At 59.2% G+C, this 22,792-nt stretch carries 16 protein-coding genes and 4 tRNA genes; 13 read left to right on the forward strand and 7 right to left on the reverse strand.

Annotation, left to right across the window (positions count from 1 at the left end):
• Nucleotides 1–133: 133 nt before the first annotated feature.
• A complete protein-coding gene (hydA, locus tag ATI14_RS18410) occupies nt 134–1,573 on the reverse strand; it encodes a dihydropyrimidinase (RefSeq protein WP_016974109.1) in 1,440 nt (479 codons plus the stop codon).
• A 590-nt stretch (nt 1,574–2,163) separates the two neighbouring features.
• On the opposite strand from hydA, the gene ATI14_RS18415 reads away from it, so the two are divergent.
• Together ATI14_RS18415 and ATI14_RS18420 are read left to right on the forward strand one after the other, a co-directional pair.
• Nucleotides 2,164–3,651 (forward strand): NCS1 family nucleobase:cation symporter-1, encoded by a 1,488-nt coding sequence (locus ATI14_RS18415; protein ID WP_016974108.1) that lies wholly within the window; start codon nt 2,164–2,166, stop codon nt 3,649–3,651.
• An 82-nt stretch (nt 3,652–3,733) separates the two neighbouring features.
• Nucleotides 3,734–5,017, forward strand: coding sequence for a Zn-dependent hydrolase (locus ATI14_RS18420; RefSeq protein ID WP_016974107.1), 1,284 nt, complete (start codon nt 3,734–3,736; stop codon nt 5,015–5,017).
• A gap of 118 nt (nt 5,018–5,135) precedes the next feature.
• On the opposite strand, the gene ATI14_RS18425 is transcribed toward ATI14_RS18420, so the two are convergent.
• From ATI14_RS18425 to ATI14_RS18435, 3 genes are read right to left on the reverse strand one after another with little or no spacing between them, the layout of a single operon-like run.
• Nucleotides 5,136–6,557: an efflux transporter outer membrane subunit gene (locus tag ATI14_RS18425; RefSeq protein ID WP_080520407.1), complete on the reverse strand. Its 1,422-nt coding sequence runs from the start codon at nt 6,555–6,557 to the stop codon at nt 5,136–5,138.
• Entirely contained in the window at nt 6,541–7,707 is a 1,167-nt protein-coding gene (locus ATI14_RS18430) for an efflux RND transporter periplasmic adaptor subunit (protein WP_080520406.1), read from the reverse strand. Before ATI14_RS18430 ends, ATI14_RS18425 begins: the two co-directional genes overlap by 17 nt.
• A complete protein-coding gene (locus ATI14_RS18435; protein WP_016974104.1) occupies nt 7,697–10,918 on the reverse strand; it encodes an efflux RND transporter permease subunit in 3,222 nt (1,073 codons plus the stop codon). The genes ATI14_RS18430 and ATI14_RS18435 overlap by 11 nt, the downstream gene beginning before the upstream one ends.
• A 240-nt stretch (nt 10,919–11,158) precedes the next feature.
• Here ATI14_RS18435 and ATI14_RS18440 point away from each other — a divergent pair, with 240 nt between their 5' ends.
• Nucleotides 11,159–11,569 (forward strand): PA0061/PA0062 family lipoprotein, encoded by a 411-nt coding sequence (locus ATI14_RS18440; protein WP_031320393.1) that lies wholly within the window; start codon nt 11,159–11,161, stop codon nt 11,567–11,569.
• Here the strand turns inward: ATI14_RS18440 and ATI14_RS31425 are convergent.
• On the reverse strand, nt 11,566–11,727 hold the full coding sequence (locus tag ATI14_RS31425; RefSeq protein ID WP_016974102.1) for a hypothetical protein: 162 nt from the start codon (nt 11,725–11,727) through the stop codon (nt 11,566–11,568). The two genes, ATI14_RS18440 and ATI14_RS31425, sit on opposite strands and share 4 nt — an antisense overlap.
• A 211-nt stretch (nt 11,728–11,938) precedes the next feature.
• On the opposite strand from ATI14_RS31425, the gene ATI14_RS18445 reads away from it, so the two are divergent.
• Nucleotides 11,939–12,601, forward strand: coding sequence for a peptidase C39 family protein (locus ATI14_RS18445; RefSeq protein ID WP_016974101.1), 663 nt, complete (start codon nt 11,939–11,941; stop codon nt 12,599–12,601).
• A gap of 154 nt (nt 12,602–12,755) precedes the next feature.
• On the opposite strand, the gene pbpG is transcribed toward ATI14_RS18445, so the two are convergent.
• Complete coding sequence (pbpG, locus tag ATI14_RS18450; protein ID WP_016974100.1) at nt 12,756–13,679, reverse strand: D-alanyl-D-alanine endopeptidase; 924 nt, start codon at nt 13,677–13,679, stop codon at nt 12,756–12,758.
• A 208-nt stretch (nt 13,680–13,887) separates the two neighbouring features.
• Complete coding sequence (gene folD / locus ATI14_RS18455; RefSeq protein ID WP_016974099.1) at nt 13,888–14,742, reverse strand: bifunctional methylenetetrahydrofolate dehydrogenase/methenyltetrahydrofolate cyclohydrolase FolD; 855 nt, start codon at nt 14,740–14,742, stop codon at nt 13,888–13,890.
• A gap of 276 nt (nt 14,743–15,018) precedes the next feature.
• On the opposite strand from folD, the gene ATI14_RS18460 reads away from it, so the two are divergent.
• The 9 genes from ATI14_RS18460 (at nt 15,019) to lon (ending at nt 22,757) form a co-directional block, all read left to right on the forward strand.
• Nucleotides 15,019–15,095: transfer RNA gene (locus tag ATI14_RS18460), tRNA-Arg, on the forward strand.
• A gap of 32 nt (nt 15,096–15,127) precedes the next feature.
• Nucleotides 15,128–15,203 (forward strand) — tRNA-His (locus tag ATI14_RS18465).
• A 56-nt stretch (nt 15,204–15,259) separates the two neighbouring features.
• Nucleotides 15,260–15,344: transfer RNA gene (locus tag ATI14_RS18470), tRNA-Leu, on the forward strand.
• A gap of 76 nt (nt 15,345–15,420) precedes the next feature.
• Nucleotides 15,421–15,496, forward strand: a tRNA-His gene (locus ATI14_RS18475).
• Between the two features lie 135 nt (nt 15,497–15,631).
• The gene (locus ATI14_RS18480; protein ID WP_418330835.1) at nt 15,632–16,249 is read left to right on the forward strand and encodes an RNA polymerase sigma factor; all 618 of its coding nucleotides are present in this window, start codon (nt 15,632–15,634) and stop codon (nt 16,247–16,249) included.
• Between the two features lie 488 nt (nt 16,250–16,737).
• Nucleotides 16,738–18,048 carry a trigger factor gene (tig, locus tag ATI14_RS18485; RefSeq protein ID WP_016974097.1) on the forward strand — a complete coding sequence of 437 codons (1,311 nt, stop codon included), beginning with the start codon at nt 16,738–16,740 and terminating at the stop codon, nt 18,046–18,048.
• 91 nt (nt 18,049–18,139) lie between these two features.
• Entirely contained in the window at nt 18,140–18,775 is a 636-nt protein-coding gene (clpP, locus tag ATI14_RS18490) for an ATP-dependent Clp endopeptidase proteolytic subunit ClpP (RefSeq protein WP_016974096.1), read from the forward strand.
• Nucleotides 18,776–18,887: 112 nt separating this feature from the next.
• Complete coding sequence (gene clpX / locus ATI14_RS18495) at nt 18,888–20,171, forward strand: ATP-dependent Clp protease ATP-binding subunit ClpX (RefSeq protein WP_003238279.1); 1,284 nt, start codon at nt 18,888–18,890, stop codon at nt 20,169–20,171.
• A gap of 189 nt (nt 20,172–20,360) precedes the next feature.
• Nucleotides 20,361–22,757, forward strand: a complete 2,397-nt coding sequence (lon, locus tag ATI14_RS18500; protein ID WP_080520405.1) for an endopeptidase La — start codon at nt 20,361–20,363, stop codon at nt 22,755–22,757.
• The last annotated feature ends 35 nt before the right edge of the window (nt 22,758–22,792 follow it).

Genomic DNA, 22,792 nt, shown 5'->3' on the forward strand with positions numbered 1-22,792 from the left:
GAGGTGCTGCCTCTGAGGGGCAGTGGTTTTTGTGTTGCCTGTGCTGGCCTTATCGCAGGCAAGCCAGCTCCCACATTTGAATGTGTTCACAGATCAAAACTGTGGGAGCCGGGCTTGCCCGCGATTGGCGGTATCAGCGTTTCACGGCAGTGGGCCTGGAACGCTCCGCCCGCTTGCTCAACTGCTCAAACACCGCCGGATACGCCGGCCGCTCCACATACCGCCCGGCACCGCGTTCGGCGCGCAGGTCGCCATCGGCCCAGACCAGCTTGCCCTGGCTGATGGTGTGGCTCGGCACGCCGCGTACGGTCTTGCCTTCGAAGATGTTGAAGTCGACTTTTTGATGGTGGGTCTTGGCGGAAATGGTCCGCGTGCCCTGGGGATCCCACAGCACCAGATCGGCGTCGGCGCCCACGCGGATCGCGCCCTTGCGTGGGTAGAGGTTGAAAATTTTGGCGGTGTTGGTGGAGGTCAGCGCGACAAACTCCTGCATCGATAACCGTCCGGTATTCACGCCTTCGTCCCACAGCAGCGCCATGCGGTCTTCGATGCCGGCCGTGCCGTTGGGGATCTTGCTGAAGTCATCGCGCCCGGCGGCTTTTTGCTCGGCGCAGAAGCAGCAATGGTCGGTGGCGGTGGTGTGCAGGTTGCCCGATTGCAAGCCATGCCAGAGGGCTTGCTGGTGCCCGCGCGGGCGGAAGGGCGGGCTCATCACGTAGCCGGCGGCGGTGTTCCAGTCGGGGTGTTGGTACACGCTGTCGTCCAGCAACAGGTGGCCGGCGAGCACTTCACCGTACACCGGTTGGCCTTTGCCACGGGCGTAGGTGATTTCATCCAGCGCTTCCTTGGTCGATACGTGCACCAGATACAGCGGGGTGCCAATGGTTTCGGCGATGCGAATCGCGCGGCTGGCCGCTTCGCCTTCCACTTGGGATGGCCGCGAGAGCGGGTGCGCTTCCGGCCCGGTGATGCCCTGGGCCATCAGCTTGCGTTGCAGGTGATACACCAGCTCGCCGTTTTCCGCATGTACGGTGGGCACCGCGCCCAGTTCCAGGCAGCGTTCGAAGCTGGCGACGAGGGTGTCATCCGCCGCCATGATTGCGTTCTTGTAGGCCATGAAGTGCTTGAAGCTGTTGATGCCGTGATGGCTGACCAGCTCGGCCATTTCCTCGCGCACCTGCTCGCTCCACCAGGTGATCGCCACGTGAAAACCGTAGTCGGCGGCGGATTTTTCCGCCCAACCGCGCCACTGGTGAAAGGCTTCCAGCAAGGATTGCTGCGGGTTGGGAATCACAAAGTCGATGATCGAGGTGGTGCCACCTGCGAGGCCTGCCGCCGTGCCACTGAAAAAATCTTCGCTGGCCACGGTGCCCATGAAGGGCAGTTGCATGTGGGTATGGGGATCGATGCCGCCGGGCATCAAGTATTGGCCGCTGCCATCGAGTGTTTCAGTGCCGGCGGGAATATCCAGATTCGTGCCAATAGCGCGAATTAGACAGCCTGCGCATAAAACATCGGCGCGGTAACTTTCATCATGGGTAATTACGGTAGCGCCACGGATCAACAGCGACATGTCGAGTTCCTCACAGGCTTGACCGGCTTGTGCCAGTTCTAAGTGTTGTAATGCTGCTTGCCGATGAAGAATTAAATCCTGTCATCGGTGACAGGAATAGAAACTAGCTTGAGTTTTTCGATAGGGCAAGAATATTTTTTATAAGCTTATACTTGATTTAAGTAGCTGAAAAATAGCGATAAAAATATGGAATCACCAAAATGTAGCTTCCTCTCACCATTTTGACGCACTTGACAGGTTGGCTAATTGAGCAACATTTCTTATTGCAAATCAGACGCTTGTGATATGCCGCTTGACGGCCATGGGAAATAAAAATAATTGTGTTGCACCAGATTGAGTCCTGACAGTTCGCATAACGTCCACGTTATTGAGCCTGAGTAACGCGGCAAGTACCGAAGGGGCCATCGGAAAGCTGATAAACATCAGTGAGTTATATAAGCGGTACGGATTCGGTAACGGTTGTCGGCACGGATATTGAGTGCAGTGGCGGCTGGCCGGGCCGTGATGTCATGTTGTTTACGCGGTACTCCGGCCACCCGGCGCAAGGCGTTGGGTGAGCAACAATAATTCGAAAAAACCGTGGAGCGGCCATGCAACAGAACAGATCGCAAGTCATTGAACGCAACGGCCTGTACGAACTCGACGCCGGCCCCGACGTCCTCGACAGTCCTCGTTACAACCACGACATGGCACCGACCAAGGTGCACGAACGCACCTGGAACAAATGGCACATCACCGCGCTGTGGGTCGGCATGTCGATCTGCGTGCCCACCTACACATTGGGGGGCGTGCTCACCGCCTATTTCGGGTTGTCGGTGGGTGAAGCGCTGATGGCGATTTTGCTCGCCAACATCGTGGTACTGATTCCGCTGACCCTCAACGCCTTCCCCGGCACCAAGTACGGCATTCCGTTTCCGGTATTGCTGCGCTCATCCTTCGGCATCCTCGGCTCAAATGTGCCGTGCCTGATCCGCGCGCTGGTGGCGTGCGGCTGGTTCGGCATCCAGACGATGTTTGGCGGCTTGGCGATTCACCTGTTTCTGGGCTCGATTTTCGAGGGCTGGAAATCGTTGGGCGGCACTGGCGAGGTGATCGGCTTCATGATTTTCTGGTGCCTGAATTTGTGGGTGGTGCTGCGCGGCGCCGAGTCGATCAAGCGCCTGGAGACGTTGTCGGCGCCATTGCTGGTGGCGGTGGGCATTGGCTTGCTGGTGTGGGCGATGCCCAATGTGTCGATCAGCGAGCTGATGGCGATCCCGCCCAAGCGTCCGGAAGGCGCGAGCCTCACCGGCTACTTCATGGCCGGCCTGACCGCGATGGTGGGCTTCTGGGCCACCCTGTCGCTGAACATTCCGGACTTCAGCCGCTACGCCAAAAGCCAGAAAGACCAGATTCTCGGGCAGATTTTCGGCCTGCCGCTGACCATGTTCCTGTTCGCCGCCCTCGGCGTGATCATGACCGCGGCGTCGGTAAAACTGGTAGGCGTGAGCGTGTCCGACCCGGTGACGTTGATCGGGCATATCCAGAGCCCGGTGTGGGTCGCGATTGCCATGGCGCTGATCATCATCGCCACCTTGTCCACCAATACGGCGGCGAACATCGTTTCACCCACCAATGACTTCCAGAACATCGCCCCCAAGCTGATCAACCGCACCACGGCGGTGATCCTCACCGGGCTGGTGGGGCTGGCGTTGATGGGCCATGAACTGCTGAAAAAACTCGGGCTGATCGTCTCCGACGTGAGCCTGGAAACTGTGTATTCCAATTGGCTGCTGGGCTATTCAAGCCTGCTGGGGCCCATCGCCGGGATCATGGTGGTGGACTATTTCATCACCCGCAAACAGCAACTGAACCTGGCCGGTTTGTACCGCGATGACGTGTACCCGGCGTGGAACTGGAGTGGTTTTATCGCTTTCGGCGTGCCGGTGGTGCTGACGCTGCTGTCGCTGGGCAGTGATGCCTTCAGCTGGTTCTACAGCTATGGCTGGTTTACCGGTTCGGCGTTGGGCGGGTTGATGTATTACGGCTTGAATGCCAAGCGTGGCCTCAGCCCGGTCACCGCCAAATCACCGCTGTAAACACGGTCAATGTGGGAGCTGGCTTGCCAGCTCCCACCTTTGATTGAGTCAACCTATAAAAATGTAGCCTGAGGAGATCCCCATGAACGCTGCGCTCGACGTTCTGCAATCCACCCATCAGCACATCAACCGCGACCGCTTGTGGCAGTCCCTGATGGACCTGGCCAGACTCGGCGCCACGCCCAAGGGCGGCGTGTGTCGACTGGCTCTGACCGACCTCGACCGCAAGGCCCGCGACCTGTTCGTGACGTGGTGCGAAGAGGCCGGTTGCACGGTGACCGTCGACGGTATCGGCAATATTTTCGCCCGCCGCCCTGGCCGTAATCCCAACCTGCCGCCGGTGATGACCGGCAGCCATATCGACACTCAGCCCACGGGCGGCAAGTTCGATGGCTGCTTTGGTGTACTGGCCGGTGTGGAGGTGCTGCGCACGCTCAATGACCTCAAGGTGGAAACCGAAGCGCCCCTGGAGGTGGTGGTGTGGACCAACGAAGAAGGCTCGCGCTTTCCGCCGTGCATGATGGGCTCGGGGGTGTTTGCCGAGAAATTCACCCTGGCGGACACCTTGGCTAAGGTGGACGTGGACGGCGTCAGCGTGGGCGATGCGCTGAACGCTATTGGCTATGCCGGCACGCGACCCGTCAGTGGCCATAAAGTCGGCGCCTATTTCGAAGCGCACATCGAGCAGGGCCCGATTCTTGAGGATGAAAAGAAAACCATCGGCGTGGTGTTGGGCGCGCTCGGCCAGAAGTGGTTCGACCTGAAACTGCGCGGCGTTGAAGCCCACGCGGGGCCGACGCCGATGCACCTGCGCAAGGACGCCCTGGTCGGCGCGGCGGCCGTAGTGGCGGCGGTGAACGCGGCGGCGCTCGGGCATCAGCCCCATGCGTGTGGCACGGTGGGTTGCCTGCACGCTTATCCGGGCTCACGCAACGTCATTCCGGGTGAGGTACGCATGACCCTGGATTTCCGTCATCTGGAACCCGCCCGGCTCGATTCGATGATTGCCCAGGTGCGCCAGGTGATTGATGACACCTGCGCCAAGCATGGCCTGAGTTTCGAGATGGAGCCCACGGCGGATTTCCCGCCGCTGTACTTCGACAAAGGCTGCGTGGATGCTGTGCGCGATGCGGCGAATGGGCTGGGCTTATCGAATATGGACATCGTCAGCGGGGCAGGGCATGACGCGATTTTTGTTGCCGAGTTGGGCCCGGCGGGGATGATCTTCGTGCCTTGTGAAGGTGGCATCAGCCACAACGAAATCGAGAATGCCGCGCCGGATGATCTGGCGGCCGGGTGTGCGGTGTTGCTGCGGGCGATGGTGGCGGCTTCGGCGGCGATTGCCAGCGGCAAACTCGCCGCCTGAAATGATCGTTCCCACGCTCCGCGTGGGAATGCCGCCCCGGACGCTCCGCGTCCGCTTTTGAAGGCGTGACGCAGAGCGTCACCGGATGCGTTCCCACGCGGAGCGTGGGAACGATCATTCAGGCGCCCGGTTGCCAGCCGCCGCCGAGGGCGGTCACCAACCCCACGCTGGCTTGCAACTGCCGCGTCTGCACTGCCTGCAATGTTCTTTGCGCCTGCAACGCCGCCGTCTGCGCGGTCACCACATCCAGATAACTCACGGCCCCGGCCTGATAGCTGTTCATCGCCAGTGCCTGGGTATGTTCCGCCGCATCCGCTGCCGCCTGCTCGTCCTGCGCTTCCTGCTGCAAATCACGCAGTTGCGCCAGGTTGTCTTCCACCTCGCGCACGGCCTTGAGCACATGGCTGCGGTACTGCGCCGAGGCTTCTTCAAACTCTGCTTTGGCCTGGCGTTCATTGGCACTCAAGCGGCCGCCATCAAAGATCGGCAGATTGACCAAAGGCCCCAGCGCCCAATACCGATTACCCGCCGACAGCAGGTTGCCCACGCCCTGGGTCTGCCCGCCAATCAAGCCGGTCAGACTGAAATCCGGGTACCACGCCGCCTTGGCCACGCCGATATTTGCGTTGGCCGCAAACACCCGGCGTTCCGCCGCTGCAATGTCGGGGCGACGTTGCAGCAGATGGCTCGGCAACTGCGATGGAATCCCCGGCAGCGCGATCAACTGTTGGCTCGCCGGCAGCGAGAAATCACTCGCCGCGACGCCAACCAATTCGCCAATTGCGTGCTCGGTGAGGTTGCGTTGCCCGCGCACTTCATCCAGTTGCGCTTTAGCCTCGGCCAGTTGGTTTTGCGCGCGGGTCAGGTCCAGTTCCGAGGCGATCTGGCCCTCATAACGGCTGCGGGTCAGTTGCAGCGCCTGGCTGAAATCATCCAGCGAACTGTTGAGAATCCGGCTCTGTGCATCCAGTCCGTTGAGTTGCACATACAGGGTCGCCAACTGGTGTTGCAGGCTCAAGCGCGCCACCGCCAAATCATCGCCCGACGCCTGCGCCTGGGCATCGCCGGCCGCCACCTGGTTGCGGATTTTGCCCCACAGGTCCAGGTCGTAACTCAGCGAAAACGCTGCGGTGTTGCTGTTGTAGACCGACGGTTGTGTATCGCCACGCAGGGGCCGCGAGTCGGATTGGCGTTGGCGCAAAGGCTGCGCGCTGGCGGTGATCTGCGGGAACAAACCGGCGTGCAGTTGGCTGGCATAGGCCTGGGACGCGTCGAAGTGCGCCAGCGCCGCTGCCAGATTCGGGTTGGCCTTGAGCAACTGCTGCTGCTGCAGGTCATTCAAGCGCGCGTCGTTGTAGAGCTTCCACCAGTCAGGCGCGAGCTGGTCGGACGGTTGCGCGCTGTGCCAGGGGCCGTCACTGGTTTGTTCGCGATAGCCCGCCGGCAGGTCAACCGAGGGCACCGTGTAAGTCGGCGCCATCGAACAACCTTGCAGCACCAGCAGCATCAACGCCGCGAGGGGCTTAAGCCTTGGGCGCATGGGCACCTCCGGCTTCGGCCAATTGCACGGCGTCGCCTTCGCGCAGGGCGTCCGGCGGGTTGTCCACCACGCGGTCCGCCGGCTTCAGGCCCTGGTCGATCACCAGGCGCGCACCGAGGTCGAGGCCGATGTGGATGTCTTGCAGGTGCACATGGTTGTGCGCATCCAGCACCGCCACTTGGGTGCCTTGGGCGCGGAAAATCAGTGCGCTGGCCGGAATGCTCACGCCGTGGGTATCCGCCGGAATCGGCAAAGTGGCTTCGGCGTAATCACCGGGCAGTAATTCGCCGTTGGGGTTGTCGGCCACGAACTGCGCGAGCAGCGTGCCGGAGCGCCGGTCGATCGCGGTGGAGTCGCCGATCAGGTGGGCCTTGAAGTGTTCGCCGGGATGCTCGGGCACGGTCAGCTCGGCCTCAAGGCCTGGATGAATCACCGCCGCGTAGTTCTGCGGCACCGGCACATACAGGCGCAACTGATGGGTGTCGGCGATGTTGAACAGTTCCGGGTCGCTGTCGGTGTCGGCCTTGATCAACTGGCCGATGTCGGTGTTGCGCGCGGTGATGGTGCCGGCGAACGGCGCGCGGATGGTCTTGTAGCTTTCCAGTGCCGACAGCCGTGCGTAGTCGGCAGCCGCCGCTTCGGCGTTGGCCTTGGCGGCGGCGGCATTGGAGGTTTTTTCATCCGCTTCCTGGCGTGACACTGAATGGCTGGCCAGCAGGTTTTGCCAGCGAATGGCGGTGGTTTCGGCCAGGCGCGCGTTGGCCTGTTCCTGAACCAGGCGGGCGTGGGTTTGCGCCAGTTGCTGGTCGAGGTCCGGGCTGTCGATTTGCGCGAGGATTTGCCCGGCCTTGACCTGGCTGCCGATGTCGACTTTCCAGTCTTTCAGGTAACCACTCACCCGCGCATGAATCGGCGCCTTGCTCCAGGCTTCCAGGTGCGCGGGCAGGCGCAGGGTGTCACCGGCGGCGTTCTGTTTGGGCTGGAACACCATCACTTGCGGGATGGCGGCGGTTTCCGTCCAGGCGGTGACCGACTGTTCGTGCAATGTGCGGGCATGCAGGCCGTTGGCGACCAGCAGGGCGGCCAGTGTCAGGCCACCGACACCCATGAGCATCAGACGCTTGCGCGAGGGTTTGTGATCAGACGACATGGGGCGTTTCTCCAGCAGTTGCGCGAGTGGGGTGACGACCGTGGACCAGGCTGAAGACCACGGGTACAAACAACAGGGTGGCGATGGTGGCGAAGATCAAACCACCGATCACGGCGCGGCCGAGCGGGGAGTTCTGCTCCTCGGACAGTGCCAGCGGCAGCATGCCGATGATCATTGCCAGGGCGGTCATGCACACCGGGCGAAAGCGCGTGTAGCCGGCTTCCATGGCCGCCTTCAACGCGTCGCCGTGTTCGGCCAGGCGTTCGCGGCAGAAGCTCACTACCAGGATCGAGTTGGCGGTGGCCACGCCCATACAGAGGATGGCGCCGGTCAGCGCGGGCACCGACAGCGAGGTGCCGCTGAGGAACAGCATCCACACAATGCCCGCGAGGGCTGCCGGCAGGGCGGTGATGATCACGAACGGGTCGGCCCACGACTGGAAGTTGACCACGATCAGCAGGTAAATCAGCACCACGGCGCCGAGCAAGCCGAAGCTCAAGCCGCTGAAGGCTTCGTGCAGCGCATCGATCTGCCCGTGCAGGCTGATCACCGCGCCTTTGGGGCGCATGGATGCGGTGTCATCCAGCACTTTTTGCACGTCGCGCGCTACGCCGCCGAGGTCACGGCCCTGCACGTTGGCGTACAGGTCCAGGGTCGGTTCGATGTTGTAGTGGGTCACCACTGCCGGGCTTTGCACGCGAGAAATGCTTGCCACGCCGCCGAGGATTTGCGACTGGCCGTCGGTGCCGGTTACCGGCAAGGCTTCCAGTGACGGCAGGCTGTCGAGGCGGTATTGCGGGGTGGCCGCCACGATTGAATACGACACACCGTTGGCCGGGTTGAGCCAGAAGGTCGGTGCCACCTGGGAGCTGCCGGCGAGGGAGGCGACCATGCTGTTGGTCACATCGCGCTCGGTAATGCCCAGGCCGTTGGCGCGCATGCGATCCACGTTGACCTGCAGCGACGGGTAGCCGGTGGACTGCTGGATACGCAGGTCGGCGATGCCCGGAATATGCGAGAGGCGACGTTCCAGTTCCACCGCGTAGGCGCGGTTTTCTTCATCGCTGCGCCCGGAGATTTTCACGTCCAGCGGGGCCGGGGCGCCGAAGTTGAGGATCTGGCTGCTGATGTCGGCGGGCAGGAACGCGAAGTGACTGCCGGGGAAACTTTCCGGCAGGGCTTCACGCAGTTTCTTCACGTAGTCGGCGGTGGGGGCATGGTCTTTTTTCAGGGTGACCTGAATGTCGCCATCCTGCGGGCCGATGGTGCCGCTGCTGCTGTAAGCCATGTCGATGCCGCTGAGCGGAATGCCGATGTTGTCGACAATGGTGTCGAGTTCTTCAGCCGGGATGACTTCGCGAATCCGCGCTTCAATGCGGTCAAACGCCGCCGCGCTTTCTTCAATACGCGTGCCCAGCGGCAAGCGCACGTGAAGGGCGAGGGCGCCGGCATCGGTGGCCGGGAAGAAGTCCTGGCCCAGGCTCGGCAGCAGCAGGAACGAGGCGAGCACGCAGGCCAGGAAACCGACGATAAAGCGTTTGCGCGCCCCCAGTGCAAGGATCAAAAGGCCGTGGTAAGTGTCGCGGATATTCGAGAAATGACGCTCGAAACCCTGTTGGAAATTCAGCACCGATTGCAGCACGCGGTTGCGCGGTTTCGGGTGTTGTTCACCTTCGTGATGGTTGATGAATGCATCTTCCGGGTGGTGCCCCGCGCCTTGCTCCGGCGTGTGCGGTTTGAGCAGGAACATCGCCAGGGTCGGCACCAACGTGCGCGAAAGAATGAACGAGCTGGCCATGGCGAAGATCACCGCCAGGGCCATTGGCCGGAACAGATAACCGGCGATGCCTTGCAGCAGGAACATCGGCACGAACACGATGCAGATACACAGCAGCGACACGAACGCCGGGCCGACGATTTGTGCGGCGCCGTCGAGGATCGCGGTCTTTACCGCCTTGCCCTGTTCCAGGTGCCAGTTGATGTTCTCGATGGTCACCGTGGCGTCGTCCACCAGAATCCCTACCGCCAACGCCAAACCACCGAGGGTCATCACGTTGAGGGTTTGCCCGGTGGCGGCCAGCAGGGCGATGGCTGACAGCACCGCCAGGGGAATCGAGGCGGCGATGATCAGGGTCGAGCGCCAGCTGCCGAGGAACAGCAGGATCATCGCACTGGTCAGCAGCGCGGCGATGATGCCTTCCTGGGCCACGCTGCCCACTGACTGTTTCACGAACACCGAGGCGTCACCGAGCAGTGAAGTCTTCAGCGACGGCGGCAAGGTTTCGTTGATGCGCGGCAGCATCTGGCGGATGCCGTCGATGATCGACAGGGTGGAGATACTGCCGTTTTTCAGGGCAGGCATGAGCACGGCGCGATGGCCGTCGACGCGCACGATATTGGTCTGCGGCGGCGAACCGTCACGTACGTGGGCCACTTGGCCAATGGTGATCAACGCGCCGTCGACGGTTTTGATCGGCAGGTCGTTGAGCTCATCGATGGCCTTGGGGCTGTTGTTGAGCAGGATCGTGTATTCGTTGGGGCCGAGTTTGGCGGTACCCACCGGAATGATCTGGTTTTGCAGGGCCAGGGCGTTGCCGACGTCTTGCGCCGACAGGCCCTTGGCGGCCAGCGCCTGCGGGTCAAGATCAAGGGTGATCTGGCGTTGCTTGCCGCCCATGGGCGTTGGCATGGCCAAGCCGGGCAGGGCGCTCAAGGGCAGACGGATGTTGTTCTGCACCAGGTCGCGGATTTTGGCTTCCGAGAGGCTGGGGCTTGAAAATGCCAGTTGCAGGATCGGTACTGTAGAGGCGCTGTAGTTGAGGATCAGCGGCGGCGTGATGCCCGGTGGCATCTGCTTGAGCACGGTTTGTGAAACCGCTGTTACCTGGGCGTTGGCGGTGCGGATATCCACGCCGGGCTGGAAGAAGATTTTGACGATGCCCATACCGGGCAGCGATTGCGATTCGATATGTTCGATGTCGTTGACGGTGGTACTCAGGGAGCGTTCGTAGGTGTAGATCACCCGACCGGCCATGGCGTCCGGTGACAGGCCGTTGTATTGCCAGACCACGGCGACCACGGGGATGCCAATATCGGGAAAAACATCCGTAGGGGTTCGCAGGGCCGCCATCGGCCCGATGATGCAGATGAATATGGCCAACACGATAAACGTGTACGGCTTTTGCAGTGCGGTCTTTACCAGCCCGAGCATGCGTGAACCTCCGAGGGAGCAGAATTGCAAACCCCGGCAGTCTTGCCCGACCCACCTAACACGCACCTTTCAGTCAGGTGAAGGAACATTTAGTTAACGGCTGAAGATCGTTTCATATGTATTCATTTGTTCTACATAAGGCCGCTCTCCAAGCTTGTAACCCATCGGACACGACACATTTGTGTAGCGTCCACTCAGTTTACTGATGCCCTTTGGAGCCCTGCCATGTCGTTCAAGCACCTGTCACTTAAACCACTTTTGTTGATTCCTGCCCTCGGCGCCGTGCTGCTGTTGTCAGCCTGCGCCGGGCCCCTGCCGAAGGCTGACCCCAGCGAAGCCTGGATCGGCTTGAAGGAAGAAGCGCCGAATGACCTGATGGCCGAACGGGTGGATGGCAAGCGCGTGGATGACGGCCGCTTCTTTGAAGTGCCCCCCGGCGACCATCGTCTGGACGTGACGCTGTTTGAAGAGGAGCCAGGCGACGACAACCAGCAAGACTGCCAGGGCCGGGTCGAGTACAAGAACTTCAAGGCGGGTGAGCACTACACGCTGGTGGAATCGAGCCTGGGCACTACCGTGCGCGCCTCCCTCAAGGATGAGCACGGCAAGGAAGTCGCGGCGACGCAGGACTTCAGTTGCATGCCTGGCTAAGCGTGATGCACCGCCACCTTGCGGGGTTTGGCGGGTGCAGCGGGTTTGACGTGGGGGTGATGATGCCGGCGAGTAATGCGCATCACGCCCCACAACATGGCGGCAGCGACCGCCAGCCAACCGCAGATCAACAGGAAAATCGTCGTTGCAAGGCTCATTCGGGCCTCCTTTCGCCCCGCACGGGGCACACACAGTCTTCTCAATGGACAGTCTAGCTACCTGACGGTTGCCTGCTATTGACCAATGGTCGAGTCCGTCCAACTTGTTTGCTCTATCCCGAGCGTTTTACTAACGTTCAAGGCTATACCCGCACTGCCGCGCGCCCTATGATCAGGGCCCCTACCGGCAGTTGATCAAGAGAGCAGAAAATTGCGTTTACGCTCGAACGTTAAAACCTCCTTGTTATTGGCCTGCGCCCTGGGGCTTGCAGCCTGTTCCGGCCAACCGTCCAGGCTTGCAGGCTTGCCGGAGCGCGTCGAACTCAATGGCGTGCCGACCTTTCGCAGCGAGGCTTATCTCAGCGGCCCGAGTGCTTTGGCCAGCATGCTGTCGCAACAAGGCATTGTCATGACACCGGGCTTACTGGATAAGCCGCTGCACTTGCCGGGCGGCGAAGCGGACCTGGAGCGCAACATGCAGGTGCTGGCGCGCGAATACGGGCTGATGGTGTACCCGCTGGATACCCAGCTGACGGCCGTATTGGCGCAGGTGTCGGCGGGCCACCCGGTGATGGCGCGGATCAACCCGAGCATGTGGTCCGGCACGCGGTATGTGGTGGTGGTGGGGTTTAACCAGCAGAAAAGCACGGTGTTGCTGCGGTCAGGCCTTGAGCGTCGTTTGTTGATGAGCTTCAGCGACTTCGAGTCCGCCTGGAAGAGCGCCGGCCACTGGGCAATCCTCACTCAGCGTCCGAGCCAGTTGCCGGCAAACGTTGATGCACAGCGTTGGCGTGATGCGGCGAATGCAACCGCGCAGGCCGGGCAGGAGCAGGCGGCGGCGCAGGCACTTAAAGTGTTGGCGGAGAAAAAGTAACAAGGCACTGAATATAAATGTGGGGGCAGGCTTGTGTGGGAGCTGGCTTGCCTGCGATAGCCTCAACGAGTTCCAACTGGAAAAACGGGTTGCCTGCATCGCGGGCAAGCCCGGCTCCCAAATAAGCTTGCTCTCACATTGGATCCGCGTGTGTTTAACGGCGTACTTCAGCGGCGTTCGGGCGGTTCTTCAGGTTTTTGTCGGCCTTGTAGCGCAAGGCCACATCCGGCACCGAACCGCTTTTGCCGGTCTCGACCCAGTTGCGAATCCGGGTGGCATCGGCGAAGTGGGTGAATTTGCCGAAAGCATCCAGGATCACCAGCGATACCGGGCGATTGCCCATGCTCGTCACCAGCACCAAGCAATGGCCGGCCTGGTTGGTGAAGCCGGTCTTGGTCAGTTTGATATCCCAGCTGGCGCGGTTGATCAGGTGGTCGGTGTTGGAAAACCCCAGGGTGTAGTTGGGCTTGCGGAACGCCACCGTCTTTTCCTTGGTGGTGCTCAGTTGGCTCAGCATCGGGTATTTGCGCGCGGCGGCCAGCAATTTGCTCAGGTCACGAGCGGTAGACACGTTGTGAATCGACAGGCCGGTGGGCTCAACATAATGCGTGCTGGTCATGCCCAGCGCCTTGGCCTTGGCATTCATCGCCGCGATAAACGCCGGGTAGCCGCCCGGGTAGTGGTGGGCCAGGCTGGCGGCGGCGCGGTTTTCCGAAGACATCAGGGCGATCAGCAGCATTTCCTTGCGCGGCATTTCACTGCCGATCTTCACGCGGGAGAACACGCCTTTCATTTCCGGCGTGTCTTTGATGTTGATATCGATGTACTCATCCATATTCTGCTTGGCTTCCAGCACGACCAAACCAGTCATCAACTTGCTCACCGACGCGATGGGTACCACCACGTCAGGGTTGCTGGAATAGATGACCTTGTTGGTCTGCAGGTCCACCAGCATGGCGCTGCCGGAAGCGATTTGCAGTTTGGAGGTATCACGCGGCGCCAGGGTGGATTCGGCGGCGTGTGCAAAGGTGCCTGTAAATGCAAAAAATAGGCTGACAATAGAGAGACGAATTTTCACGCGGGTGAACTCGCTAAAAAAGTAAGGAAATACCGTTCTGGAACGGGTTATATGACAAATGCCGTTACATTTTAGGAGTATGGATCAGAAACTGTCGAATGTTCTTCGAGAACCAGACGAAAGTACTTAAAAACTAAGAAAAAACAGATTTATTTGAGGCAACAAAAAGCCCTGCGATAAGGCAGGGCTTTTTCATTACGGCTGGTTATCAGCTGTGCAGGGTCTCTGCTGCATACAGCGTATTTTCCAGCAGGCAGGCGCGAGTCATCGGGCCTACACCACCCGGTACTGGCGTGATCCAGCCGGCGCGGGGCAGGGCGGTTTCATATACCACGTCGCCGACCAGCTTGCCGTCGTCCTGGCGGTTGATGCCCACGTCGATAACGATGGCGCCTTCCTTGATCCACTCACCTTTGACCAGGCCCGGCTTGCCGGCGGCGACCACCACCAGGTCGGCTCGGCCGACGTGGCCAGCGAGGTCTTTGGTGAAGCGGTGGGTGACGGTGACGGTGCAACCGGCCAGCAGCAGTTCCATGGCCATGGGGCGACCGACGATGTTGGAGGCGCCAACCACGACGGCGTCGAGGCCGTACAGGTCGACACCGGTGCTTTCCAGCAGGGTCATGATGCCTTTGGGCGTGCAGGGGCGCAGCAGTGGGATACGTTGGGCCAGGCGGCCGACGTTATAGGGGTGGAAGCCGTCGACGTCTTTGTCGGGGCGGATGCGCTCCAGCAATTTGGACGCGTCCAGGTGTTCCGGCAGCGGCAGTTGCAGCAGGATGCCGTCGATGTTCGGGTCGTCGTTGAGGCCATCGATCAGGTCGGTCAGGGCCGCCTGGGTGGTCTCGGAAGGCAAGTCATAGGCTTTGGAAATAAAGCCGACCTCTTCACAGTCTTTACGCTTGTGCGAGACATAAACCTGAGAGGCAGGATCGCTGCCGACCAGGATCACCGCGAGGCCAGGCGTGCGCAGGCCTTGCTGGCGGCGCTCGGTGACTCGTTTGGCGAACTGCTGGCGCAGGCTGGCGGCGATTGATTTGCCGTCGATAAGTTGTGCAGTCATTACGCGTGATTAACCATCGAGAGGGGGAAGAAAAGTGCGCGCATTCTCGCACGCCAAGACGTGAGGGCAAAGGCGCTTGGTCTGCAAATTGCCCTAACCCCTTAAATAAAATGAATTTTTTTCAAAAAAGATTTGACGGGTTTCCGGGGCGTCTATACTATTCGTCGCACTTGTCGGGCACAGCCTAGCACTGGTTAAGAAGGTCGAGCAGGATTGTTGTTCTGCAAGGCTGGAAAGCACTTAGTTTGTAATCCTCCAAGAGTACAGATTAATAAGGCGCCCGTAGCTCAGCTGGATAGAGCATCCGCCTTCTAAGCGGATGGTCGCAGGTTCGAGTCCTGCCGGGTGCGCCATTAGGCAGCTTTGGCACAAGTAGCGTTATATGGTGGGCGTAGCTCAGTTGGTAGAGCACAGGATTGTGACTCCTGTTGTCGTGGGTTCGATCCCCATCGTCCACCCCATATTTCGAAAGGCGCCAGATTAATCGTCTGGCGCTTTTGCTTTAAGCGCTTCACCCGCGGATGTGGTGGAATTGGTAGACACACTGGATTTAGGTTCCAGCGCCGCGAGGCGTAAGAGTTCGAGTCTCTTCATCCGCACCAATCAAGCCTCACTCCGTTCTTGGGCAGAGTGAAGCCAGGCAAGAAAGATATTCGAGTTTCTTGCTGATGCAAAATGGTGGGCGTAGCTCAGTTGGTAGAGCACGGGATTGTGACTCCCGTTGTCGAGGGTTCGATCCCCTTCGTCCACCCCATATTCAGAAAAGCGCCAGATCAATGATCTGGCGCTTTTTTTTGCATCCGAAAAATGCTTTGCCTCGTATGTATTGGCGAGGATGGCCTGGGAAGGGGCGGGGTCCTCATGGGGCTGGGCCATTGAGGGCAATAAAATGCTGGCACGACAACAGGGTGAAGGTCGGGGGTTGATCAGCGCTGAGGCGCAGCTGCTGGGTCGGCTCATGCAGGGCGAGCAAGCGGCCTACCGAGAAATGGTCCACGCCTACCAGGGTGCGATGCGGGCCGTAGCGTTGGCCATTGCCGGGCATCGGCATGTTGATGATGTGGTGCAGGATGCCTGGTTGGCGGTGGTCCGGGGTTTGGCTGGCTTTCAGGGGCGATCGAGCCTCAAGACCTGGGTGCTGACGATCACCGCCAATAAAGCGAAAGGCCGCTATGGCCGCAACTGTCGCGACGTAATGTTTGAAGGCGAGTGGCTCGGTGATTGCTCGGCGGTGGTTGCTGGGCAGTGGTTATCTGGCTGGCATGAGGACACGCCTGAAGCGCTGCTGAGCGAAAACGAATTGCGTGAGTGGATTGAGCGGACTCTGGATGAATTGTCTGTGGCTCAGAGTGGTGCGCTGGTGTTGCGCGAGCGGGTAGGGCTTGAGCTGGAGGATATTGCCGAGTTGCTCGGCGTCAGCCTTTGCAATGCGCGCGTGCTGCTGCACAGGGCGCGAATCCGGGTGTTTGCCGCGATTGATCGGTATCACGCGTGCTCCGGTTATTGATGTCAAGAAAAAACAAGCATTCTCAATGCCTTGGCGTTAGAATCGTTGCCGGTTTTGAGCGTGTGGAGCAGGCCCTGAGCGTTATTTGGGCCAGTGCAGCTATTTAATAGCGAATTACGGCGCAGTACCTGAACAAGGGCTGTGCCGTTTTTGTTTGAGCGTTTTGAATTCTCGGGGTAAGGCGTTTCGTCGTATTTGTGTTTCGCGATGCTGCCGCCGTGCCCTCCCGGCCTTGTTTGCAGGGCGGGTGGTCGAGGCAGTGCATTCAGGCTCTTCTATATATAGAAGCGTTGATGCAGAGCCTTGGCGTAATGAGCTGTATTTGCTAACGGGATAAGGTGCATGCGTGCACTTGAACCTATAAATGGCCTGCTGTTTTTCTACCCGTTTTCAGTAGGGTGACTTCTTGAGTTTGACCCACTAGAATGCATGCCCTTGATTCTGGGGTCGGAAACGGCCGGCTAACGTCTGTGCAACGAGGAATATCCATGCAAGTTTCTGTTGAAAATACTACTGCTATCGAGCGCCGCCTGAGCATCACCGTGCCGGCAGAGCGTATCGAGACTGCGGTCAACAAGCGTCTGCAGCAGACTGCCCAAAAGGCCAAGATCGCTGGTTTCCGTCCAGGCAAAGTGCCAATGAGCGAAATCAAGCGTCGTTTTGGCGCCGATGCGCGTCAGGACGCTGTGGGTGACGTGATCCAGGCGTCCTTCTATGAGGCCGTTGAGGCGCAAAACCTGAAGCCTGCCGGTTCGCCTTCGATCGAGCCGAAGTCCCTGGAAGCCGGCAAGGACCTGGAATACGTAGCCGTATTCGAAGTGTTCCCGGAATTCGAAGTTGCCGGTTTCGACGGTATCGCTGTTGAGCGCCTGAGCGCTGACGTGGCCGATAGCGACCTGGACAACATGCTGGAAATCCTGCGCAAGCAGAACACTCGTTTCGAAGTGGCCGATCGTGCCGCCCAGAACGAAGACCAACTGAACATCGATTTCGTTGGCAAGGTTGACGGCGAAGTCTTCGCTGGCGGCTCCGCCAAGGGCACTCAGTTGGTGCTGGGTTCCAACCGCATGATCCCTGGCTTCGAAGACGGCCTGGTTGGCGCCAAAGCCGGCGAAGAGCGCGTTTTGAACCTGACTTTCCCGGCTGATTATCAGAACCTGGACCTGGCTGGCAAAGCCGCCGAGTTCACCGTGACCGTCAACAGTGTTTCCGAGCCCAAGCTGCCAGAGCTGAACGAAGAGTTCTTCGCTCAATTCGGCATCAAGGAAACCGGCATCGAAGGCTTCCGCACCGAAGTTCGCAAGAACATGGAGCGCGAGCTGCGTCAGGCCATCAAGTCCAAGGTCAAGAACCAGGTAATGGACGGCCTGCTGGCTGCCAACCCGATCGAAGTGCCCAAGGCTCTGCTGTCCAACGAAGTCGATCGCCTGCGCGTTCAAGCGGTTCAGCAGTTCGGTGGCAACATCAAGCCTGACCAATTGCCGGCCGAGCTGTTCGAAGAGCAAGCCAAGCGCCGCGTTGTGCTGGGTCTGGTTGTGGCAAAAGTGGTTGAGCAGTTCGACCTCAAGCCTGACGAAGATCGCGTTCGCGAAATGATCCAGGAAATGGCTTCGGCCTACCAGGAGCCTGAGCAGGTCGTGGCTTGGTACTACAAGAACGACCAGCAACTGAACGAAGTACGTTCGGTTGTGCTGGAAGAACAAGTTGTGGATACTGTTCTGCAGAAGGCTAAGGTGACCGATAAAGCGGTCTCTTACGAAGAAGCAGTCAAACCGGCGGAAGCAGCACAAGCCGACTGATTGTCCAACTCGTTGGAAATTCAACCATAAGCCAGCCTCGCGCTGGCTTATGCGTTTTCAAGACATGACTATTTGGGAGTAACTGCAGAGCATGTTCCGTAATTCCTATATTCAGCAGAACTCTGATATCCAGGCCGCCGGCGGCCTGGTCCCGATGGTTGTAGAGCAGTCCGCTCGTGGCGAACGCGCCTACGACATCTACTCGCGCCTGCTCAAGGAGCGAGTGATCTTTCTGGTTGGCCCCGTAGAGGACTACATGGCTAACCTGATCTGTGCGCAGCTGCTGTTCCTTGAAGCCGAAAACCCGGACAAGGACATCCATCTTTACATTAATTCTCCGGGCGGTTCGGTAACGGCGGGCATGTCGATCTACGACACCATGCAGTTCATCAAGCCGAACGTATCGACCACTTGCATCGGCCAAGCCTGCAGCATGGGTGCATTTCTGCTCACTGCCGGCGCTGAGGGCAAGCGCTTCTGCCTGCCGAACTCGCGCGTGATGATTCACCAGCCACTGGGCGGTTTCCAGGGTCAGGCGTCGGACATTGAAATCCATGCCAAGGAAATCCTGTTCATCCGCGAGCGCCTCAACACACTGATGGCCAAGCACAGCGGGCGTACCCTGGAAGAAATCGAGCGCGATACAAACCGTGACAACTTCATGAGCGCAGAAGCTGCCCGTGAATACGGGTTGATCGACGCAGTGATCGACAAGCGCCCCGCTTAATATAAGCCGCTCAAAATAGGGCTGGTCGGTATGTCTGACCATTGGCGGGCTTGAAAAAGCCCGCATAAGCCTTCATCTTGTGTTGCAAGCCTATCGGATTTGGATCGAACGAATGACTGACACCCGCAACGGCGAGGACAACGGCAAGCTGCTCTATTGCTCCTTCTGCGGCAAAAGCCAGCATGAAGTACGCAAATTGATTGCCGGCCCCTCGGTGTTTATCTGCGACGAGTGCGTCGACCTGTGCAATGACATCATCCGCGAGGAGGTGCAGGAAGCCCAGGCCGAGAGCAGCGCGCATAAATTGCCTTCGCCTAAAGAAATCAGCGGCATCCTTGACCAGTACGTAATCGGTCAAGAGCGTGCAAAAAAGGTTTTGGCCGTAGCGGTGTACAACCACTACAAGCGCTTGAACCAGCGTGACAAAAAAGGCGATGAAGTTGAGCTTGGCAAGAGCAACATCTTGCTGATCGGTCCTACAGGCTCGGGTAAGACCCTGCTTGCAGAAACCCTCGCTCGCCTGCTGAATGTTCCGTTCACCATCGCCGACGCCACCACCCTCACCGAGGCTGGTTACGTGGGTGAGGACGTTGAGAACATCATTCAGAAGCTGCTGCAAAAATGTGACTACGACGTAGAGAAGGCCCAGATGGGTATTGTCTACATCGACGAAATCGACAAGATCTCGCGCAAGTCCGACAACCCCTCGATCACCCGGGATGTTTCCGGTGAAGGCGTACAGCAGGCCTTGCTGAAACTGATCGAAGGCACGGTGGCTTCCGTACCGCCACAAGGCGGCCGCAAGCACCCGCAGCAGGAATTCCTTCAGGTTGATACGCGCAACATTCTGTTCATTTGTGGCGGTGCATTCTCGGGTCTGGAAAAGGTTATCCAGCAACGTTCCACCCGTGGTGGCATCGGTTTCAGTGCAGAAGTGCGCAGCAAGGAAGAAGGCAAAAAGGTTGGTGAGTCCCTGCGTGAAGTCGAGCCTGATGATTTGGTCAAGTTCGGTCTGATACCGGAATTCGTTGGCCGTTTGCCAGTCCTGGCCACGTTGGACGAGTTGGATGAGGCTGCTTTGATTCAGATCCTCACCGAGCCGAAAAACGCCCTGACCAAGCAATACGCCAAACTGTTCGAGATGGAAGGGGTAGACCTGGAATTCCGTACCGACGCGCTCAAATCGGTGGCCAAGCGGGCACTGGAGCGTAAAACCGGTGCACGGGGTCTGCGTTCGATTCTCGAAGGCGTCCTGCTCGACACCATGTATGAAATCCCCTCGCAGTCCGAGGTGAGCAAGGTGGTGATTGACGAAAGCGTTATCGAAGGCAAGTCCAAGCCACTGTACATCTATGAAAACAGTGAGCCGACGGCCAAGGCTGCACCGGACGCGTAAGCGTTTTGCAGTGGCGGTACAAACAAGGGGCCTTTAGGGGCCCCTTAGTTTTTTAGGGCGGTTTTTGGGGGCAGCCTTTAAATTTGCGTTTATTCATGCGTTTAACTGCTGGCATTGCGCTTGTTTTTTTTGCATCCAGCCCCCATCTTGGTTTCAAGCTTATTTTTCAACTGTCATAGAGGCGAAATCATGAAGACAACCATTGAATTGCCTCTCCTGCCGTTGCGTGATGTCGTCGTCTATCCGCACATGGTTATCCCGCTGTTCGTGGGGCGCGAGAAGTCTATCGAAGCCCTCGAGGCCGCGATGACGGGCGACAAGCAAATCCTGCTGTTGGCCCAAAAGAATCCTGCCGATGATGATCCGGGCGAAGACGCCCTGTACCGCGTTGGTACCGTTGCGACTGTTTTGCAACTGCTCAAGCTGCCTGACGGCACCGTCAAGGTGTTGGTGGAAGGTGAGCAGCGTGGTGCTGTAGAGCGTTTCATGGAGGTGGATGGCCACCTGCGCGCCGAAGTGGCGCTGATCGACGAAGTCGAGGCCCCTGAGCGCGAGTCCGAAGTGTTTGTGCGCAGCTTGCTCTCGCAGTTCGAGCAGTATGTGCAGTTGGGCAAGAAAGTCCCGGCTGAAGTGCTGTCCTCCCTCAACAGCATTGATGAACCAAGCCGCCTGGTCGATACCATGGCTGCGCACATGGCGCTGAAGATCGATCAGAAGCAAGACATCCTTGAAATCATCGACCTGTCTGCCCGCGTCGAACACGTGCTGGCGTTGCTCGATGGCGAAATCGATCTGCTGCAGGTTGAGAAGCGCATCCGCGGTCGTGTGAAGAAACAAATGGAGCGCAGCCAGCGCGAGTACTACCTGAATGAGCAGATGAAGGCCATTCAGAAAGAGCTCGGTGACAGCGAGGAAGGCCACAACGAAATCGAAGAGCTGAAAAAGCGCATCGATGCCGCCGGCCTGCCTAAAGACGCCCTGACCAAAGCCACTGCCGAGCTGAACAAGCTCAAGCAAATGTCGCCCATGTCGGCCGAAGCTACCGTGGTTCGTTCCTACATCGACTGGCTGGTACAGGTGCCATGGAAAGCTCAGACCAAAGTACGTCTGGACCTGGCTCGCGCCGAAGACATCCTCGACGCCGACCACTATGGCCTTGAAGAGGTCAAGGAGCGCATCCTCGAATACCTCGCCGTGCAAAAGCGCGTTAAGAAAATTCGTGGCCCGGTCTTGTGCCTGGTCGGTCCGCCCGGGGTAGGTAAAACGTCCCTGGCCGAGTCGATTGCCAACGCCACCAACCGCAAATTCGTGCGCATGGCCCTCGGCGGTGTGCGTGATGAAGCGGAAATTCGTGGTCATCGCCGTACTTACATCGGTTCGATGCCAGGAAGATTGATTCAAAAGATGACAAAGGTGGGTGTGCGCAACCCGCTGTTCCTGCTCGATGAAATCGACAAGATGGGCAGCGACATGCGTGGCGATCCTGCGTCCGCATTGCTCGAAGTGCTCGACCCCGAGCAAAACCACAATTTCAACGACCATTACCTGGAAGTCGACTACGACCTGTCCGACGTAATGTTCCTGTGCACCTCCAACTCCATGAACATTCCGCCAGCGTTGCTGGACCGGATGGAGGTGATTCGTCTGCCGGGTTACACCGAAGACGAGAAGATCAACATTGCCGTCAAATACCTCGCGCCCAAGCAGACTTCGGCCAACGGCCTGAAGAAAGGCGAGATCGAATTTGAGGTCGAGGCGATCCGCGACATCGTGCGCTACTACACCCGCGAGGCCGGTGTACGGGGGCTTGAGCGTCAGATTGCGAAAATTTGCCGCAAGGCCGTCAAGGAACATGCGCTGGAAAAACGCTTCTCGGTGAAGGTCACGGCCGACTCGCTGGAGCACTTCCTGGGCGTGCGTAAATTCCGCTACGGCCTGGCCGAGCAGCAGGACCAGGTCGGTCAGGTGACAGGGCTGGCGTGGACCCAGGTGGGTGGCGAATTGCTAACCATCGAAGCCGCCGTGATCCCAGGCAAAGGCCAGTTGATCAAGACCGGTTCGCTGGGGGATGTGATGGTCGAATCCATCACTGCCGCGCAGACCGTGGTGCGCAGCCGCGCCAAGAGCCTGGGGATTCCCTTGGACTTCCACGAGAAGCACGACACCCACATCCACATGCCGGAAGGGGCGACCCCGAAAGATGGCCCTAGCGCAGGCGTAGGCATGTGCACGGCCCTGGTGTCGGCACTGACCGGCATTCCTGTGCGCGCCGATGTGGCTATGACGGGTGAAATTACTCTGCGCGGTCAGGTATTGGCTATCGGTGGCCTGAAAGAGAAATTGCTGGCGGCACACCGGGGGGGTATCAAGACTGTGATCATTCCGGAAGAGAATGTTCGCGACTTGAAAGAAATTCCGGACAACATCAAGCAGGATCTTCAGATTAAACCGGTTAAATGGATTGACGAGGTCCTGCAAATTGCGCTGCAATACGCGCCGGAGCCCTTGCCGGATGTGGCTCCGGAGATAGTCTCGAAGGACGAAAAACGCGAGTCTGATTCCAAGGAAAGAATTAGCACGCATTAATGCGATTAAGCCGGGTGGCTTCCTTGACAGCTTTT

Source organism: Pseudomonas tolaasii NCPPB 2192 (assembly GCF_002813445.1).
Taxonomy (GTDB): Bacteria; Pseudomonadota; Gammaproteobacteria; order Pseudomonadales; family Pseudomonadaceae; genus Aquipseudomonas; species Aquipseudomonas tolaasii.